Source organism: Pseudoalteromonas sp. NEC-BIFX-2020_002, from assembly GCF_013002825.1.
Classification (GTDB): Bacteria; Pseudomonadota; Gammaproteobacteria; order Enterobacterales; family Alteromonadaceae; genus Pseudoalteromonas; species Pseudoalteromonas neustonica.
This window is the reverse complement of sequence record NZ_JABEPJ010000012.1, coordinates 1-19,498: the sequence shown is the minus strand read 5'-3', so window position 1 is coordinate 19,498 and position 19,498 is coordinate 1. Positions and strand designations below refer to the sequence as shown.

Annotated in this window: 16 protein-coding genes, 1 rRNA gene and 1 pseudogene; 8 read left to right on the top strand and 10 right to left on the bottom strand. The window is 40.0% G+C overall.

The window, feature by feature from the left end:
• Window positions 1-18: 18 nt before the first annotated feature.
• The gene (locus HJP15_RS13955; protein ID WP_349304634.1) at window positions 19-2,721 is read right to left on the bottom strand and encodes a putative bifunctional diguanylate cyclase/phosphodiesterase; all 2,703 of its coding nucleotides are present in this window, start codon (window positions 2,719-2,721) and stop codon (window positions 19-21) included.
• Window positions 2,722-2,783: 62 nt separating this feature from the next.
• Here HJP15_RS13955 and HJP15_RS13950 point away from each other — a divergent pair, with 62 nt between their 5' ends.
• A complete protein-coding gene (locus tag HJP15_RS13950; RefSeq protein WP_170174024.1) occupies window positions 2,784-3,758 on the top strand; it encodes an extracellular solute-binding protein in 975 nt (324 codons plus the stop codon).
• On the opposite strand, the gene HJP15_RS13945 is transcribed toward HJP15_RS13950, so the two are convergent.
• Window positions 3,755-4,417, bottom strand: a complete 663-nt coding sequence (locus HJP15_RS13945; RefSeq protein WP_170174023.1) for a hypothetical protein — start codon at window positions 4,415-4,417, stop codon at window positions 3,755-3,757. The genes HJP15_RS13950 and HJP15_RS13945 overlap by 4 nt on opposite strands.
• Window positions 4,418-4,473: 56 nt before the next feature.
• The gene (locus HJP15_RS13940; protein WP_054206899.1) at window positions 4,474-4,761 is read right to left on the bottom strand and encodes a hypothetical protein; all 288 of its coding nucleotides are present in this window, start codon (window positions 4,759-4,761) and stop codon (window positions 4,474-4,476) included.
• Between the two features lie 257 nt (window positions 4,762-5,018).
• On the opposite strand from HJP15_RS13940, the gene HJP15_RS13935 reads away from it, so the two are divergent.
• From HJP15_RS13935 to HJP15_RS13915, 5 genes are all read left to right on the top strand, one after another.
• A complete protein-coding gene (locus HJP15_RS13935; protein ID WP_170174022.1) occupies window positions 5,019-5,402 on the top strand; it encodes an RNA-binding S4 domain-containing protein in 384 nt (127 codons plus the stop codon).
• A 74-nt stretch (window positions 5,403-5,476) separates the two neighbouring features.
• Window positions 5,477-5,896, top strand: a complete 420-nt coding sequence (locus tag HJP15_RS13930; protein ID WP_054206901.1) for a hypothetical protein — start codon at window positions 5,477-5,479, stop codon at window positions 5,894-5,896.
• Between the two features lie 351 nt (window positions 5,897-6,247).
• Complete coding sequence (acnA, locus tag HJP15_RS13925; protein WP_054206902.1) at window positions 6,248-8,995, top strand: aconitate hydratase AcnA; 2,748 nt, start codon at window positions 6,248-6,250, stop codon at window positions 8,993-8,995.
• Window positions 8,996-9,122: 127 nt separating this feature from the next.
• The gene (locus HJP15_RS13920) at window positions 9,123-9,386 is read left to right on the top strand and encodes a hypothetical protein (protein ID WP_054452915.1); all 264 of its coding nucleotides are present in this window, start codon (window positions 9,123-9,125) and stop codon (window positions 9,384-9,386) included.
• Entirely contained in the window at window positions 9,379-10,200 is an 822-nt protein-coding gene (locus HJP15_RS13915) for a type 2 periplasmic-binding domain-containing protein (protein ID WP_170174021.1), read from the top strand. The genes HJP15_RS13920 and HJP15_RS13915 overlap by 8 nt, the downstream gene beginning before the upstream one ends.
• A gap of 9 nt (window positions 10,201-10,209) precedes the next feature.
• Here the strand turns inward: HJP15_RS13915 and HJP15_RS13910 are convergent, their stop codons facing one another.
• From HJP15_RS13910 to HJP15_RS13890, 5 genes are all read right to left on the bottom strand, one after another.
• On the bottom strand, window positions 10,210-10,740 hold the full coding sequence (locus HJP15_RS13910) for a DUF4124 domain-containing protein (RefSeq protein ID WP_170174020.1): 531 nt from the start codon (window positions 10,738-10,740) through the stop codon (window positions 10,210-10,212).
• Window positions 10,741-10,783: 43 nt separating this feature from the next.
• On the bottom strand, window positions 10,784-11,521 hold the full coding sequence (locus HJP15_RS13905; RefSeq protein ID WP_082379081.1) for a substrate-binding periplasmic protein: 738 nt from the start codon (window positions 11,519-11,521) through the stop codon (window positions 10,784-10,786).
• 98 nt (window positions 11,522-11,619) lie between these two features.
• Window positions 11,620-12,360, bottom strand: coding sequence for a phosphoadenylyl-sulfate reductase (locus HJP15_RS13900; RefSeq protein WP_054206907.1), 741 nt, complete (start codon window positions 12,358-12,360; stop codon window positions 11,620-11,622).
• A gap of 43 nt (window positions 12,361-12,403) precedes the next feature.
• On the bottom strand, window positions 12,404-14,101 hold the full coding sequence (gene cysI, locus HJP15_RS13895; protein WP_054206908.1) for an assimilatory sulfite reductase (NADPH) hemoprotein subunit: 1,698 nt from the start codon (window positions 14,099-14,101) through the stop codon (window positions 12,404-12,406).
• 64 nt (window positions 14,102-14,165) lie between these two features.
• Window positions 14,166-15,974, bottom strand: coding sequence for an assimilatory sulfite reductase (NADPH) flavoprotein subunit (locus tag HJP15_RS13890; RefSeq protein ID WP_054206909.1), 1,809 nt, complete (start codon window positions 15,972-15,974; stop codon window positions 14,166-14,168).
• Window positions 15,975-16,383: 409 nt separating this feature from the next.
• On the opposite strand from HJP15_RS13890, the gene HJP15_RS13885 reads away from it, so the two are divergent.
• A complete protein-coding gene (locus HJP15_RS13885; protein WP_170174019.1) occupies window positions 16,384-18,006 on the top strand; it encodes an endonuclease in 1,623 nt (540 codons plus the stop codon).
• Between the two features lie 231 nt (window positions 18,007-18,237).
• Here HJP15_RS13885 and HJP15_RS13880 read toward each other — a convergent pair whose 3' ends face one another.
• Window positions 18,238-18,414 carry a hypothetical protein gene (locus HJP15_RS13880; RefSeq protein WP_161803869.1) on the bottom strand — a complete coding sequence of 59 codons (177 nt, stop codon included), beginning with the start codon at window positions 18,412-18,414 and terminating at the stop codon, window positions 18,238-18,240.
• Window positions 18,415-18,977: 563 nt separating this feature from the next.
• Here HJP15_RS13880 and HJP15_RS13875 point away from each other — a divergent pair.
• Window positions 18,978-19,232, top strand: a pseudogene (locus HJP15_RS13875) (transposase); the annotation flags it as partial.
• Between the two features lie 146 nt (window positions 19,233-19,378).
• Here HJP15_RS13875 and rrf read toward each other — a convergent pair.
• Window positions 19,379-19,493 (bottom strand): 5S ribosomal RNA (rrf, locus tag HJP15_RS13870).
• Window positions 19,494-19,498: the final 5 nt, after the last annotated feature.

The following is a 19,498-nucleotide window of genomic DNA, read 5'->3' as shown; positions in this document are numbered from 1 at the left end:
AGTTGAGGTCAATACTTTTTATGCAATATTCAAACATGCGTAGTTCTCGTTATATAATTGCTCGGCATATTGTTCTGACAATGGTCGGCTCATTAAGTACCCTTGCGTGTAGTGGCAATATAGCTTAGATATTTTTTCAAGTTGATTGTCAGTTTCAATGCCCTCTGCAGTTACTGTTAAATTAAAGCTTTTTGCGATCGCACAAATTGCCTCCACTAATTGCAAAGAATCTTTACGGTGCTCTAAATCATTAATAAACGAGCGATCTATCTTCAATCCTGTCACGGGCAAACATGTCAACCGAGATAAACTGCTATAGCCTGTGCCAAAATCATCAATGTAAATACCAAACCCTAACGAATGCAAGCGCAGCAATGGCTCTATTAAACTGTCTTCTTCTGCCATCATTGCCGACTCTGTTAATTCTATTTTTATTTGTCGACAGCTGATAGAGCTCCGTTGCATTCGTGATTCTAACCAATCTAAAAACCCTTGACTATGTAGCTGAATAGGCGAAACATTAATACTTATAAATACTTCATTTCCTGATAGTGACTCAATAAAACTTAGAGCGCGCTCAAATACCCACTGACCTAGTTGAACTATTTTCCCGCACTCTTCAGCGATTGGAATAAATTCAGCAGGACTCACGTGACCTAAAGTTGGGCTATACCAGCGTAATAGCGCTTCAAAACCATTTAGTTTACGGCCTTGGTTACAAAACATAGGCTGCAGGTGCAATGCTAACTCATCACTCACAGAGGATTCATGCAGCATTTTTTCAACTTGCAATTTACGTGATACCTCATCAGCAATACTATCACTATAAATATAATAACCATTTTTACCGCGTCGCTTTGCTTCATACATAGCAACATCTGCATCATGCAATAGCTTTTCCGCCGTGCACTCATTACAGGGTGCTTTAAATGGTCGCACGCCAACACTGCCACTCACCGTGTATTGCTGCCGTTGATAGGTAAATGGCCTACGGATCTCGCCCAGCAAATCCTCCATTACCCCTTCGAGCGGTTGTAGTAGCTTGTGCGTTTTAATTAAAATAGCAAACTCATCCCCGCCTAATCGAGCTATTGAGCTACAAAAACCCATTAATATTTGCATTCGGGCGGCAAATTCAATAAGGAGTTTATCGCCAGCTATATGCCCTAAAGTATCATTAATTAATTTAAATCTATCGAGATCGATATACAGTAAAATAAAATCATCTTGGGTGGCTTTTCTTTTTACTTCAAGCGCATCTAAGAATGTTTGCCTGTTCAGTAAATTGGTCAGCCCATCATGCTGTGCTTTATACTTTAATTGCTCATGAAACAAGGTGTGCTGAGTGATATCAATCAAACGCCCCTCATAACGACGATTCCCATCATGTGTTGCCCAATTACCTGTTTGCCTTAGCCACAACGACTTGCCTTGACCATTCACCCCTAACCACTCAAATTCTTGATGATTACTTTGCTGTTGTAAATACGACAGCCACTGTTGCTGAGAATGTTCATCAGCCATTAGTTGACTAAAACGTATTGATGTTGATTGCTTATGATTACTTAATAATAGTCGCTGGAAGGCCGGATTAGCCTCCAATATATAGCCATGTTCATTTAGTACAAACAGCCCTTCGTGGCTATTTAAAAACACACTTTTATATTTTTTTTCTGCCGCTAGTTGCTGCTGTAATGCAATAAGCCGCTGACTGGATTCCCGCTCTAATTGCTGATTCGTTTTTGCCAAACATGCAGTACGCTCAACCACTGTTTTGTTCACTAGCTCATTACGATTAAGCAACGCCCTTACATGGAGTAACACCATCAAACCACAAAGTAGTGCAATCACTTCAAACGCTATAATCAAACAAATACTGTCATCGAGTAATGAATGTGACAATTGCTCTTTGCTATATAAAGTAAGCTTAATAGGCTCACCAAAAAAATTTACCTCACTACTCGCGCCAGCTGCCAACTCAGATAACGAAAACGTATTTTTCCAATCAGAGCTAAAAATCAAACGGTCTGCGACAGCGACTTGTAAATGCTGCTCTGTTCTCAAATACACATCTGAAAAAAGACTATCGAGTAGATTATCAAGTAAAAAACTAATCCCTAGTACGTGTCTAAAACCATCTACATCGCCTTGCTCGATCAAAATACTCCATTTGCTCTCACGGTTTGGCCAGACGAGAAGATACAACTGGTTACTCGCTTGCAAGCGCGCAACATGTGCGTTATTAAGTGCCACACTTTCTCCAACTGTATGGCCATACTCTGCCACTGGTGCAGCGCGGTTTATAACGAGCATATGCTCGGCATTTGCTTCTACACCTTTAATTTTAAAATCAAAATGCCCAGCCTTTTTAAGCGCCTGCGTTAAAACTTGCTGTTGTTGTGGCTTAATTAGCGCATACGACTCCAACCGCAATGGAACATCAATGCCCTGCAGTTGTGATTGTGCCAGTTGTAAAAATAATTCAGGTTCATATCCATTGAGTTGCTGATAGGCGTCAATTGAGTAAAGTAAATGCGAGATATGTAACAACTTAGTCTTTAGAAGCTGCTCATGGGTGGTTAATTGCTTTTCTAGTGTTTGCCGCGTTTCATTTTGGTAGTAGCTATGCAATATAGAACCAACATAAAGCATCATGAAAAAATACAAAGCGAAAAGTAAGTAACCTATTTGCATAGGCTGTTTCAAAATATTTAATTTCACAATATAGACTTATCATTTAGATTATGTACACTAATTAAATACGATAATAATTCTTATTTGCGATGATTAAAAGTAAACTTTACCTTTTATTTCTATTTTCGGTACTAAGTGCTGATTTTACGTTCGCTAATCAAAGCGAAATTAACATTTACTCTTTTCGAAAGCAGGAGCTCATTGCACCTTTACTTAACGATTTTGAACAAACCACTAAAATCAAAGTTAATTTAGTCAATGGTAAATCTCAAGAGCTATTGCGTCGTTTAAGCAATGATGGTGCCCAAAGCTTAGCTGATATAGTGCTGAGCGCTGATTTGGCCCAATTGCATAATCATCGCCACCTTTTACAACCTTTCAACGATTTTGCACAGCTGATCAATGTACCTACCCAGCTGCGAGATACTAATAATCTGTGGTTAAGTGTATCAATACGAGGACGGGCATTATTTACCAGCGATACAACACACGTGCCTACACCAATCTACTATGGCGATTTACAACAACCACAATACCAAGAAACATTTTGCGTACGGGACTGGCAGCACAGTTATAATCAAACCTTGTTTGCTGGTCTACTTGCCAGTAATAACAACCAAGACTCAGCTTGGATACAACACGCAAATAAGTTATTGGTAAAACGCCCCAGCGGCTCTGATAGAGATCAGCTAAGGTCATTAGCGCAGGGAAAATGCCAGTTTGCTTTCGCCAATCATTACTATTTAGCAATGTTACAAAACTCTCAGAATAAGCGCGATCGCGATATGGCCAGCAAACTCTCTATCAACTGGCTTAAAAATCAGCAAGGGTTAACACCTATATCAACAACCACTGTGGCTATCGCCAAATATGCGCCAAACGCTGATAATGCAAATCGCTTTATTGAATACCTAATAAGTAACAGCGCACAAAAAATGTACGCCAGTTTGCTGGCTGAATACCCGGTCACCAGCGTAATTAAAAACAGTGAGTTTAAACCTGCGCTCGAAGGCGTTAAACGCAGCATAGGTTTATTAGATCAAGCTAAAGCAATCAGTCCTTAATCCATATAAACAATCTGTAATGAACAATTTAGCCATTGTGGACTCCCAACATGCGCAGTATAGCGAAATGTATCTGAGGGTTTTTCCCCAAAAGGTGTGGCGACCAAAGGGGTTGAATGCGTGTATGACTGCGAAGTACCTCTATAATTGATGATTACATAGTCCTCATAACGCCCCCACTCTAACTGAGCACGAGTACCATTTAATAATGTAAACGCGACCACGTTTTCGTGAAATGTCACTTGTAAATCGTTGTATCTGTCTTCGGAGCAGTTAGTTGTACGCATTAATTTAGGCATATTAAAGCCCGGCTCAATGTGCTCACCACGTAGGTAAAAACCAATGTTACCATCGCTATAATGATGGTTTGCCACTGATACATAATTTAGCTGTGGTTGGTAGCCCATCAACTGCATAATATCAGCAAGTGACTGAGTTTCATGTGTGAGTAATTTATCTTGTGAGGTGAGCAATGTAGCCGCAGTAAACTCTTTCGGTATAGGCAATTGGGTAAATTGATAAGGTAATGTCTGCAGTTGTAATTGCTTTGTCAGTTGCTGCTTTTGTATTGCAGTTAAGCCTTGCGTATATACATAAACAGTCGGTTGTTGACACGCTGTTAGTAATAACAGCATGGCGATTAAAATTCCATTTTTCATAGTCACCTCAAATAGATTACAAGTGTAGTCTATTTGAGTTTCTCTTTTATAGCAACCTAATTTACTTGGCTATCAAGCCACGCATCAACACTTTTACGCGTATACAAAACGTCTTTAAATAAACGATGCCGCTGAAATTCAAGTAGCTTTTCTTTGCTATTTTCACCGCAACTCAATTGACTGTGATTGTCGTTAAAACGCGAAATTAAAGAAAAACCACGATCTGATCTATCAGGCACTTTTTTTACAATTTTGCTAAGTTCAGATCGTACATCGTCAGCGGTCATAAATCCCGAACCTTCCAAGCCCATTAGCTCTTTTTTCATGGCTGATCTAACGCCCATTTTAAATCTCCAGTACTGCGGCATTTGTAATTAAATGGCCAACTAAATATCGAATTCGACTCGAATAGCAAATTGCAGGCCAGCTGTTCGGGCGGATACTACGCGTGAAATACTACCGTTTTCTTAAAGACAGAGAAAAACACTAAAAAGTTGCACATTAATTTTATTTAATGCTTCGCTGACTTGAGACAGCTAGATGCAAAAATCACACTAAGCCTTTATACTATAGGCTGTGCCCTACCTTAATGAGATCGAACATGAACCAAGAATATATTGAAATTGAATTAGAAGAAGAGCCAATTGAGCTATGCAAACTCTTAAAAGTTCTTGATTTAGTCGAAGGTGGCGGCCAAGCCAAAAATCTCATCACTGAGGGCTACGTGGGCGTTAACCATGAAATTTGTACAATCAAGCGGAAAAAATTATACAGTGGCGACATCCTTGAATTTGATGGTGAGCACTTTCAACTGACATTAAGTGAAACTGCAATCCCAGCTGAGCGCTCTGCTCCATCAACACAGCCTGAGCCACAAAAGAACACTGAGCAAGCAGCTAATGCCCCCGCAAAAGCCAAACGTAAACGTGTTAAAAAACCAAAGGTTGATGAAAAAACAGGCCGCCGTCCTATTTCATTTGGTTAATCGACTCCAGACTTGTAAAAGTAGCCGTAATCGACTTAAATTACCTTTTTGAATAATGATTAAAAAGGTAATTTATGACCCCTCCAGACTGGTTAAAATCCGTAGCTTGGGCCGCCCTTGCTTGGAACTTACTCGGGGTAATTGCGTTTATTATGCAGCTATTTATGACCCCTGATATGATCAGTAAACTGCCTATAGAACAACAAGCTGCTTACTCAAACATTCCCCTTTGGTCAACGATTGCCTTTGCGGTAGCCGTATTTGGCGGCGCACTAGGCTGCATTTTATTATTACTTAGAAAAGCCATTGCACGAGACGTTTTTGCACTTTCACTTATTGCAATTTTCATTCAACAGTTTTATAACTTCATCGTTATTAACAGTATTGAATTGCTCGGTGCCAGCGCCGTATTTATGCCACTATTTGTAATCGTTATTGCCATTACTTTGCTACTGCTGAGCCACACAGGCAAACAACAAGCTTGGCTACAATAAAGTAGCCTAAGAGGCACACCTTGGTTTGATCACTCATGCTTGAAATATCAATTTTCGGCATCATCTCTACTATACTTGCTTGTATAAAATTAATACAAAAATAGACTGGTATGCACTTTGCATTTTAATCAATTAATCAATCAAAGGTTACGCTCATAACACTTAATACCAATCGTGTTAAGTTACTGACCACTTATAGCGAAATACGGCAGAAATTTTTACATGTAGTTGTTCTACATGAAAAATTTATAACGCAGTTAGCGCTTTATTTAGCCCGCTAGAATGGTTAAATATTTAAGTCGATTGGTATAAGTACTATTTAAGGATATTCATCTAATTAAGGGGCACATAATGAACAATAGTTTTGACACCCAAAAACAACTCACAATCAATGGCGAACAATTTCATATTCACTCACTGCAAGGTTTAGGCGATCAGGCTAAGCGACTACCATTCTCACTAAAAATACTACTCGAAAACTTACTGCGTAATGAAGACGGCGTTAATATTAAAAAACAAGATATTAAAGCACTTCTAAATTGGGATTCACAAGCCAAGCCCAGCGCTGAGGTTGCATTTACGCCTGCTCGCGTAGTCATGCAAGATTTTACCGGCGTACCTGCAATTGTTGATTTAGCCGCAATGCGTGATGCTATGGAAAGACTCGGTGGCGATCCAGCTAAAATAAACCCACTCTCACCTGCAGAGCTGGTAATTGACCATTCAGTACAGGTAGATGGTTACGGCGAAGATGGCTCTTTTGATTTAAATGCCAAACTTGAGTATGAACGCAATAAAGAACGCTATGAATTTTTACGTTGGGGTCAAACCGCCTTTGATAACTTAAAGGTCGTGCCACCTGCCACCGGTATTGTTCATCAAGTAAATTTAGAATATCTCGCTCGTGTGGTATTTAACGAAGAGCGCAATGGTCAACGCTTTGCTTATCCTGATACATTAGTCGGCACTGATTCGCATACTACTATGATCAATGGTTTAGGTGTACTTGGTTGGGGCGTAGGTGGTATCGAAGCCGAAGCCGCAATGCTTGGACAACCAATTAGCTTACTTATCCCGCAAGTCGTTGGTATGAAACTCAATGGCCGCTTACCTGAAGGCACCACAGCTACCGATTTAGTACTCACGGTAACTGAAATACTGCGCAAGCATGGGGTGGTAGGTAAGTTTGTTGAGTTTTATGGCGATGGGCTTGCTGATTTACCACTGGCTGATCGTGCAACCATAGCTAATATGGCCCCCGAATACGGCGCAACCTGTGGTATTTTCCCTATCGATGATGAAACCATAAATTACTTACGTTTAACCAATCGCGACGAAACTCAACTCAAGCTGATTGAAGATTATGCAAAACACCAAGGTCTATGGCGTAACGATGGCGATGAAGCCAATTACACCGATACATTAGAGCTCTCATTAAATGATGTAGTGCCTAGCCTTGCAGGACCAAAACGTCCCCAAGACAGAATTGCTCTCGATCAAGCTGGCGATATTATTGGTAAGCATTTAAAAGGTTTTCAAGATGAACGTCTTGCTAAACGCGACAATAGTGATGAACAACAAGCTCGTATTGAAGATGAAGGTCCAACAACGAATCCTGACGAGCCAATCAACGAAGCACAATTTATGGGCGCTGCAAAGGTAAACTTTAAAGGCCAAGAATTTGAACTTAAAGACGGCGCTTGTGTTATTGCTGCTATTACCAGCTGTACTAACACCTCAAATCCAAGTGTTATTTTAGCTGCCGGTTTAGTTGCTAAAAAAGCCCGTCAACTAGGTATTAATGTTAAACCATGGGTTAAAACATCGCTCGCACCAGGCTCACAAGTGGTAACTGATTATCTCAAAAATGCAGATCTAATGGATGACTTAGATGCACTAGGCTTCAACCTTGTTGGTTACGGTTGTACTACTTGTATTGGTAATTCAGGCCCGCTTGCAGATGAAATCAGTGAAGCAATTCAGCAACATAAATTAGTAGTGAGTTCTATTTTATCAGGTAACCGTAACTTTGAAGGGCGTATTCACCAAGATGTGAAAATGAACTTTTTGGCGTCGCCGCCACTGGTCGTCGCTTATGCAATTGCAGGACGCACAGATATTGATGTGTATAACGAACCATTAGCGCAAGATGCTAATGGTAACGATATTTATCTTAAAAATATTTGGCCTAGCGTCAGCGAAGTAAATGAACTCGTGAAAAAAACCGTCACTAAAGAAATGTTCGCTACCAGCTACGGCAATGTTTATAAAGGGGATGATCGTTGGCAGCAGATAAAAATTCCAGATGGCAAACTGTATGACTGGAATGACGCCTCAACCTACATTAAAAAAGCACCATTTTTTGATGGTATGAGCATTGAGCCTCCTGGTATCCCTGCAATTAGCGGCGCTCGCTGTTTAGCTAAACTTGGCGATTCCGTCACCACGGATCATATATCCCCTGCTGGCGCAATTAAAGCAAGCGCACCTGCGGGCGAATACTTGCAAGAAAATGGCGTAGAAAAATCACAATTCAACTCCTACGGATCTCGCCGTGGTAACCATGAAGTGATGATGCGCGGCACCTTTGCCAATGTTCGATTAAAAAACTTACTTGCTCCAGGTACTGAAGGCGGGGTAACTCGTACTCAACCCGATGATGAATTGGCCAGTATTTACGATGCGGCTATGGCTTATCAACAACAAGGTGTGCCATTAGTTGTGCTAGCGGGGGCTGAATATGGTACTGGTTCATCGCGTGATTGGGCAGCAAAAGGCTCCTTATTACTTGGTATTAAAGCCGTTATTGCGCAAAGTTATGAACGTATTCATCGCTCTAATTTAATTGGTATGGGTGTACTACCACTGCAATTTAAAGCAGGAGAAAGTCACGAGTCTTTAGGTTTAACAGGTCAAGAGCAGTTTGATATTGAAGACCTGTTCGATAAAACTAAAGAAGTGTGTGTGATTGCCACTAATAACGAAGGTAAAAAAGTCAGTTTTAGCGCCGATGTACGTATTGATACTCCCAAAGAGTGGGATTACTACAAACACGGCGGCATTTTACAATATGTACTGCGTAATATGCTCAGTAACTAAACACTTTGATGACTGGGCTTTGCAGTGCTTGACTGCTTAGCCCTTTATTATTTCTTTGATGTAAAACAAGTCAGCCTACAAATTATTAGCTACACTTAATTCACGTTATCAATGGTATGCATCGAGTATGACAGAGCAAAAAACGATACAAGTACTTAAGGTGTTTATCATACTTGGCATATGCCTTATTTTAGCTGGGCATTATTTATTAACATCTGACATTTTTGGCGAACAAAATAGTATCCGCGGCATTATGATTAGTGCAATTTGCATTGCGGTAGGGGTTTTATTTTCTCTACCAACAAAAATCTATCTCACCATCATACTAATGAAGTTAGAAACTGAACACCAAACACATGCACCCACAAGTAAGCATGCTACAGATGAGTAAATTTCGACTTATTAAAAACACCTCAGTTATTAGTCTATTACTGCTGGGGCTCTCATCCAATACCATTGCTGCCCATGAAAAGCTAACAATCGCTTCTGGAAACTTCGCCCCTTATTTCATTCAAAATGAAATCATCGGTAATGGTTTCTTTGATAATGTCGTCGTAGACGTTCTTAATAAGCAAGGTTATACCAAGCTAAAAATCATCCCGTTAAATAACGATGCAATTCAACGTTATTTTGATAATCAAGTCGCAGATATTGCCATTAACTACACAGCTCAGCCACCCAAAGGAGCATTTCCTTCACGGTTTAGAATCAAGTTTATGAATAGAGTGATTATGCACTCATCCGAATGGGCGGAAAACATAACCAACTTAAGCGATTTAAAAGATCTCACTGTAGCGAGCTTTATTGGTGCGTCACAATTATTTGGTAATGATTACCGTAAACTAACGCAGCAAAAAAACATAAATTACTCAGAGATTGGTAACCAACAAGCACTTAACAAACAGCTGCACACTAATCGTATTGATGTACGTATAGGTGACTACCTTGTATTTTATTGGAATACAGCACACTTAACCCAATTAAGCCCTAAGCAATTTATTTATCGCGATATTTTAAACTATGACGGCTCATATATTGTATTTCAACAATCAGCCCTTAGAGATGAATTTGATGATGCTCTAATGAGAATGATGCACTCAGGGGAATTGGATAAATTAACCCAACAATGGTTAACTCAGTATAATCTTCCTAGCGTCGATGATCATCAGTTTTTTGCTAACAATACAGCCTCACTCCAACCCTAGCCTATAGGCTTAATTATTCGACTCTAAAGCTTGAGTGCGTTGCTCTAACTTTGTCTTTATTTGCTCTGCATCATCGAATAACTTTTTAATTACCACCGGGTCATAAACACTATTTGAGCTTTTAGGAAGAGTTAAATTACCAGCTTTTGCACTCCCTTTTAATATTGATGTGTCTTCGGCTGCAATGACTGTAATATCTTTAGGATCGAGTACTAATCGCTCACTTTTACCATCAGGGTTTGGTTGATCTGAGTAATGCCATTGACCACTTTTATCTTGCCATTTGTAAATTGTAGTGGCTTTTTCAGTGCTATCACCTGATATTTTTTCTACAACCTGATTACTTGTTTTTACTACAGCATCAACCGCATGATCTAAAGCTCCGCTCGACAAAGCGACCATTTGCTCTTTAATATTGTTCGATGTACTGCCGATATCTTCACTATTTAACCACGTTTCACCATCTGGGCGCTGTAAGTAAAATAAGGCTGTAATGCTAATTAGCAAGATCATTGTTGCTAAGTACGCAAAATATTTCATAATCAATCCTTTGGGTTAAAAGTAAGCCATTCATAAACTACCTTTACTGGTAGCGGCTAATTATACTAGCAAGCTCTTTACTTTCTTTCAGCTCTTTTAAAAAAAGATTAAACTCTCGAACAAGCTTTCTTCCCTTTGGAGTGTATGAAAATTGCAACTGAAGTGGTGCTTTACCAACATTGAAATCACTTATAACTAATTGCGATAGGTGCGGGTGTTTTTTGATATACCAATTCACCACATCTCTCGACATAATGGTAAAGCGCTTACTCATAGGTGTATCACTATAGAGACTTTGCAGTATATCTAGATCTGAATAAAAGTTCTCACGATGCAGTACGTTACTATTCACTAGTAATTCATATTTTGGATAAACATAACCAAACCGCCCTAGTAATATCCCGTCTTTTAAACTATTCAACTCTTTAAAGTCAATTAGCTTAGTGCCATGAGACACTACCAGTACGTCTTCGACTATCGCTATTTCTTGGCTCCAATAATAAGATTCATCACCGATAAGCCAAACCTCTGATTCCATCCGCGCATCAACATAGCCTTGCTGTAACATCTTCGCAGATCGTTTTTCCGGTGCAAATATATACTCAATATCTACCTCTGAAGCCTCTGAAAAAAGAACCAGAAGCTCGTTTAAAATACCTTTATGCTGCGTGTCCACAAAATGATAGGGCGGGTAGTCTTCATCAGGCAATGCAATACGAAAACTATCCGCAACTGCAGAAGCTGACATAAGTAAGAAAAAAAGCAGACAGAATTGTTTCATAAATGCGATTCACATAACAAACTGGTTATTAAGCATACTACATTTACAAAAAAACGCAGCGTGTGCTGCGTTTTTAAAATAATACTAATTAAAAAGAATTAAATTCCATCGCCGTCAATATGTAGACCACATTCGCGATTTAAGCCAAAGAAACGCGTTTCTTCTTCAGTCATACCCGGCTCTAACTTACGTGTAGTATGCACATCTCCCATCGACACATAACCTTGCTCCCATAATGGGTGATACGATAAACCGTGCTTAGTTAGGTACTGATACACATCACGGTTTGACCATTCAATAATAGGATAAACTTTCACTGTGCCACGGCTAATTTCAATCACTTGCTTATCAGCGCGCGATGATGCTTGATCACGACGTAAGCCGCTAAACCATGTGCCTGCGTCAATATCTTTTAATGCGCGAGTCATTGGCTCAACTTTATTAAGCTGATTATATTGCTTAATACCCGCTTCACCTTGCTCCCATAGCTTACCGAATTTAGCCTCTTGCCATGCTGGGCTAAGGTGCGATTTATACACTTTTAAATTCAGTGATAAACGCTCGGTTAATTGCTCAATAAACTGATAGGTCTCTGGAAATAAATAACCAGTATCAGTAAGAACCACGGGAATATCTGGCTTTTGCGAGGTTACTAAATGCAACATCACAGCGGCTTGAATACCAAAGCTTGATGATAAAAATTGTGTGTCAGGCAAATTTTCAAGTGCCCACGCTACACGCTGCTCAGCAGTTAGCTCTTTAAGCATGCCATTTGCGTCAGCCAGCATCGCTGCTTGGCTTTCTTTATCAAGCTTTAAAATGTTTTTAAATTCACTCATAGTAAATTCCAAACCTTAGCCGATGTGTTGCATCGGCTTTAAATTATGCGTAAAAGTCGGTGACTGAGACTTTAACTTCAGCGACTATGCCTTTGCGGATCACAAAATCACCAAAACATTCGCCGTCATTACGTTCACTCGCCCATTGACCTATTAATTTATCAAAGGCTTCTAGATATACATCTTCACCGACATTTTCTAAATACAACTTAGGAATACGTGTGCCTTCAAGGTTACCACCTAAGTACACATTGTATTTACCTGGGCCTTTACCAACTAAACCTGCTTCTGCAAGCATTGCGCGGCCACAGCCATTTGGGCAACCAACAACACGCATAATGATGCTGTCATCAGGAATACCATGCTTAGCAAGTAACGCTTCGGTTTTTTCAATTAAACTTGGTAAGTAACGTTCAGCTTCTGCCATCGCTAATGGGCATGTTGGCAGTGCCACGCATGCCATTGAATTTTTACGCTGCTCTGAATCTTTGTCGTCAATCAAACCATGGTTACGGGCAATTTCTTCAATCACTGCTTTTTGATCTGCTGGCACACCGGCAATGATCAAATTTTGATTTGCCGTCATACGCATATCACCTTGGTGAACTTCTGCAATTTTACGACAACCTGTTTTAAGTGGTTTACCTGGGTAATCTAAAATACGACCACTTTGAATAAATAATGTTAAGTGATGCTTACCATCAATACCTTCAACCCAACCAATGCGATCCCCTCGATGAGTAAACTCAAACGGGCGACTCGGTGCAAATTTAACACCTGAACGCGCTTCAACTTCGGCCTTAAATACATCAGACCCTACACGGTCTAGCGTGTATTTAGTTTTTGCATTTTTACGGTTTGAGCGGTTACCCCAATCACGCTGAACAGATACCACATGCTCAGCAATTTTTAGCGTATCTTCTAACGCGATAAAGCCAAAGTCATCGGCTTTGCGTGGGTACGTTGCAGTATCGCCATGAGTCATAGCAAGGCCACCGCCCACTAAAACGTTAAAACCAACTAGCTTGCCGTTATCAGCAATTGCTACAAAGTTTAAGTCATTCGCATGCACATCCACTTCGTTATTTGGCGGAATGGTTACCGTAGTTTTAAACTTACGTGGTAAGTAGTTAGACCCCAAAATTGGCTCTTCTGTGGTCTGTGCTTTTTCGCCATTTAACCAAATTTCAGCATAGGCTTTAGTTTTTGGTAATAAATGTTCAGAAATTTTCGCAGCCCAATCGTACGCCTCTTGATGAAGCTCAGACTCAACTGGATTAGTTGTACACAGTACATTACGGTTAACGTCCCCAGCTGTAGCGATTGAGTCAATGCCCACGCTATCAAGCATTTGGTGCATGCCTTTAATATTTGGCTTTAATACACCGTGAAACTGGAATGTTTGACGGGTCGTTAAACGAATACTGCCGTAGCTGGTTTTGTCATCGGCAAATTTATCAATCGCTAGCCATTGTGCTGGCTGAATAATACCGCCCGGCATACGTGCTCGTAGCATTACGTTATGAAGTGGCTCAAGCTTTTGCTTGGCGCGCTCACCACGAATATCACGGTCGTCTTGTTGATACATACCGTGGAAGCGGATTAACTGAAAGTTATCAGCAGTAAAGCCACCGGTGATCTCATTTTGTAAATCTTGCTCAATCGTGCCGCGTAAAAAGTTACTTTCTCTTTTCAAACGCTCGTTATCAGAAAGCTTTACGTTTTTATCTTGTTCGCTCATGGTAAATCCTAAATTAGTTACAGTGACGGCTGTTAACTTTTAACAAAGTAAGCAACGTTTAACTTTAATAAACGTCTTTCTGATAGCGGTTGGCGCTACGTAAATCTTTTAAATACTGTTCAGCGTCTTCATCGTTTTTGCCACTATTTTCTTTGATGATATCAACTAAGGCTTGATGAACATCTTTCGCCATGCGGTTTGCATCACCACAGATATAAAAGTGCGCGCCGGCTTCTAGCCATTCAAATACGGCTTTGCTGTTACTACGTAACTTATCTTGTACATAGACTTTCTCAGCTTGGTCGCGGCTAAACGCCACATCAACTTGGCTTAATAGACCAGATTTTAAGTAACCTTGAATTTCTACTTGGTATAAGAAATCTTGCGTAAAGTGTGGGTTACCAAAGAATAACCAGTTTTTACCTGATGCTTCACGGGCATCACGCTCTTGTAAAAATGCACGAAATGGCGCAATACCGGTACCTGGGCCTACCATGATCACCGGTGTTTCATCATTCGCTGGTAGGCGGAAGTTATCATTATGCTCGCTGAATACTTTAACTTTACAGCCTTCTTCAGCACGACGTGCTAAATAACCAGAACAACCACCTAAATGCTCGCTACCAAATGCATCAAATTCAACAAGGCCAATCGTTAAGTGCACTTCGTCTTCTACTTCAGCTTGGCTTGATGCAATTGAATACAAACGCGCTTGTAACTTACGCAGGCAATCAACTAATGTTTGCGCTTCAAGCACAGCTGGATTTTGACGGATCACGTCGAAGATTTGACGAGGTTCAATGTATTCACGCATTGCCGCTTTATCTTCAACTAGCTTTAATAACTCAGGCGTACCTGTCGCGATTGCATATTTTTCAACAAAGCCAGGGTATGACTGAGTGAGCTCAAGTTTCTCGATTAATGCATCACGAACACTTAATTCAACATCACCTAACTTTACGCTCGTTGCGCCATCAATTTGAGTCAGTGTCAGCACTTCATCAACTAATGCTTCATCATTTAGGAAGTAAACACCTAGTGAGTCACCCGGCGTATAGGTAATATCTGAGCCTTCTAATGAAATTTCAACGTGACGAACATCTTTGGTTGAATCACGGCCAGTAATCTTTTGTACTAAACTCAGCTCTGCCGCAAATGGATTTTGCTTGGTATATTGGCTGGCAGCAATTGCTGGTGCACCAAATGAAACCACTTGCCCACCAGTTGCACCTTGCTGCGCTTTTAAATCAGGTTCAAACGCATCAAGTGCACCCGTGATCCACGTTGCCGCTTCATCATCATAATCAACATCTAAATCAGCGCGCTGATAAATAGTCTCTGCACCTAATTTATTTAAACGCTCTTCAAAATCTTTTGCCGTTTGGCAGAAGAACTCATAGCTTGAATCGCCTAAACCAATAACCGCTATTTTAACACCATCAAGCTTAGGTGCTTTTTTGGTTGCTAAAAATTCATGCAATGTTTCCGCATCTTCTGGCGGCTCACCTTCACCGTAAGTTGAAACCACGACCGTAAGGAATTTTTCTTTTTTCAGGGCTGTTGGTTTGTAATCAGACATGCTTACTAGTTTCACGGCTAAACCACGTGATTCAGCCTGTTCTTTGAGCTTAGTTGCAACGCCTTTTGAGTTACCAGTTTGCGAGCCATATAAAATGGTCAACGCTGCCGCCTCACCTGCACTTGGCGCAGCACCTACAACACCACCTAAGTTGGCCGTATTGGCATTCGCAGCAAGGTAACCACTTACCCAAGCTTGCTGAATTGGATTAAGCTCAGCCACTAAACCTTGCAGCTTTTGTACTTGCTCTTGCGATAGCGGACTTGCTAGCGCATTAAGTTGACCTAACAACATGAATTGATTCCCCGTAACCCTGAAAGTTATCTGCGAAGTGACACTATTTAAGTTAATCACTTTGCCTAAAATTTGCCTCAACTCTATGGCTACAATCTAGCCTTAGAGGATTCTTTGAGTGTGAAGAATAACGGGGTATGGGCGAATAAAAAAAGAATAGAATCTGCTTTGTTATTCCATTTAGTTATGAACTTATATAAATACCTTCAAAAACAGATTAAAAGCTAAAATTTGAGCAATTTAAGCTTTTACTTATAAATAGTAAATAAAGCGGTAACAAAAATAGTTCATAATTAAATCACTTATATTTGCAAACAGCTGAACATTAACAATTATGCAACATGGAAGTTGTAAGGTATATTATTCTGGTTCAGTTATAGAACATAAAAATAAAATAAAAGGAAACACCATGTCACACGGGACATATAAAAAGCACATACTAGCCAGTACACTATTGTGTACTTCACTATCAAGCGCAGCCACCATTACTAATGGTGGCTTTGAAAATTGGGTAAACGGTGCACCAGAAGGTTGGAGTACAATTGATTCTGGCATTGCTCTTTCAGCGAATAGCTCAGTAGTTAATTCGGGAGTATTAGCTGCTAAAGTAGTCGTCACAACCGCCAGCCAAAGTAGCACTGATCTATTACAGCAAGTTAACGTAGAAGCGGGACAAAGTTATTTATTCTCAACGTGGGTTTACCACACTGAAGGAGGTGTTAAAGCGCGCCTATTCGCCAACGGTTATCAAAGCTATTCAAATCCGGCACTATTAAACCAATGGCAAGAAATAAGTTATCAATACACCGCTTCGAGCAACACCACTATTGCTGTTGGACTGCGTTTTTACGATGTAAATGGCTTTGATGGCAATGAGACTGTGTATGTAGATAGCTTCACACCAACCGCAACGGTTACACCCCCACCGCCAGGCTGTGCTGATAATACTGTAGATTTAACACTCGCAACCGATAACTATGGCGAAGAAACCAGCTGGCAAATTACCAATCACCAAAATATTACGGTTGCATCGGGTAGCAGTTATACCGGCAACACAACTTATAACGAACAAGCCTGCCTTATTGATGGTGATTACACCTTTAGTATTTTTGACAGCTATGGTGATGGTATCTGCTGCTCATTTGGCAATGGCAGCTATACATTAAACCAAGGACAAACAGCCATTGCCAACGGCGCTAGCTTTGAGCACTCACAAGCTACACCTTTCACATTAGGCAATACCGATCCTGTTACCCCACCCGTTGACCCTACAGGCTATTATGTGACTACACAGGGACTTACAGGCTACGCTTTAAAAACTGAGCTTTATAATATTATTAAAGGTCATAACTCACAGGGTTATTCTGCCATTTGGAGTTTTTACGATAGCGCATCTCGTGATAAGTATTTTGAAAATGACAACTCAATTCTCGATCGCTATTCAGAAAAACCAGCCGGGCAAGATAGCTTTAATTATGTAGCAGTGACTAATCAATGCGGAACTTATCGCAGTGAAGGCGATTGCTACAATCGAGAACACTCTTTTCCTAAGAGCTGGTTTGGCGGTAAAGTTGAACCTATGAACTCGGATGTACATCATATTTTTGCAACCGATGGTTACGTTAATTCAAAACGCAGTAACTTTCCATTTGGTGATGTAGGCAGCGCAACATATACCTCAAGCAATGGCAGCAAACTTGGCACCGCTTCAAGTTCATTAAATTATTCAGGCACTGTATTTGAGCCAATTGATGAATTTAAAGGTGACTTTGCTCGCGCCTACTTTTATATGGCAACACGTTATGAGAACGTTATTGGTAGTTGGCAAAATAACACCACTTACAGCAACGCAGTACTTAATGGCACATCAAACCAAGTGTTTGAAAACTGGGCGGTAACTATGTTGGTTAATTGGCATAATAGTGATCCTGTCAGTCAACTTGAACTAGATAGAAACCAAGCCGCATTTGAGCATCAAGGTAATCGCAATCCATTTGTCGATCATCCTGAATTTGTAGTGATGATTTGGTAAAAAGACTCAAGCTAGGTTAGAAAGAAATAGCCCTCTTAACTGCGAGGGCTTTCTACCATCTAATTTGTAACATTATTTTTACAATAAAAATTAGATACTTTTTATTAACAAGTGCCAACATTTCATATTAAACAATCAGATTGTGGAGAATTGCTAAATACTCTAAAGGAATATTAATTATCAAGAAATTCACTATATGAGGGAAGATAGTAAAACCAACCCAATTGAATGTTAATTCCAATATGTAGTCAAATATGTGTTCAAATACAATGAACAAAAAACCTCATATCCACCAAGAAAACCACTTGAATCAGAACTTTCTTGTTTTACTTCTGGTTTTTCCTTATAGGTATTAATTGTGACGAAAACACAGTCTTTATAATTACTTTTATTATTCTTTTCTTCCATTATTTTTCCTTATTTAAAGGCACAACTGAACCCACATTAAGGTTACCTTGACGTGTATTGTTTATTTTTGTTTGCAGTAGAGTTGTGCTTGTGGGCTATTGAAATGATACATTACGATTGGATAACTTAGAGGTATTTTTAGTTAGCACCTCCTTTCTTGATTAATTTGATATGGTATATAACTTAAATGATTACTTATTTTTCCTTATTAACCACTGATAGAGCCATTATAAACCCAAAAGAAGATTCTGCCAAATAACACAAAATACAAGTAAAAGTCAAATTTAAACAAGCAAAAAAATCAGCAATTTACAAATAATAATCTTAACGTATTAATAGCATTCCTTTGTGGTGACATAAATGTAATGCCAGCGTATACGCTTGCTTGCTGTTTCATTATTCTTTGAGGGCGAAGACAGAACGAATATTGCTAAGCGGCTAAATACAGCACGCGGCAGTATCAATAAATGGAATTAATATCAAAAGCCACAGAGCCGGGACGTCAGTAGTTGTGATCGTTGATGGTGCTGGTTGACATACTATTTATTGATACTGTACAACCATTTAATAATATAACGTTGATAAAGCTTCCACCTTACTCCCCAGAATTAAACCCAATGGAGCAAGTATGGAGTTGGCTACGGCAACACTGTCTATCAAATCGTGTATTTAGTGGTTATGAAGAAATAGTCGAACAGGTATCGCAAGCGTGGAATGGATCCATCTCAGTTCCTGGTACGGTTAAAAATGAGAGATTGGATAAAATTGACTTAATCTTTATGCAGATTGGTATTAACTCAGTACGATGTAGCTCGTGATTTATCGCGACAACCGATATATGGGGGTGTATTGCTTTCAGATGAACGCCTGAGCGACATTGACCACCTTGCACCTTGCTCACTTTTTCACTTTCCTGCAGACGTAAAAAAGCCCGACTCTATGAGTCGGGCTTTCTTTATTTGGAGCCTGGCGATGACCTACTTTCACATAACAAATGCTACACTATCATCGGCGCTGTTTCGTTTCACTACTGAGTTCGGCATGGGATCAGGTGGGTCCAAAACGCTATTGTCACCAAGCAAAT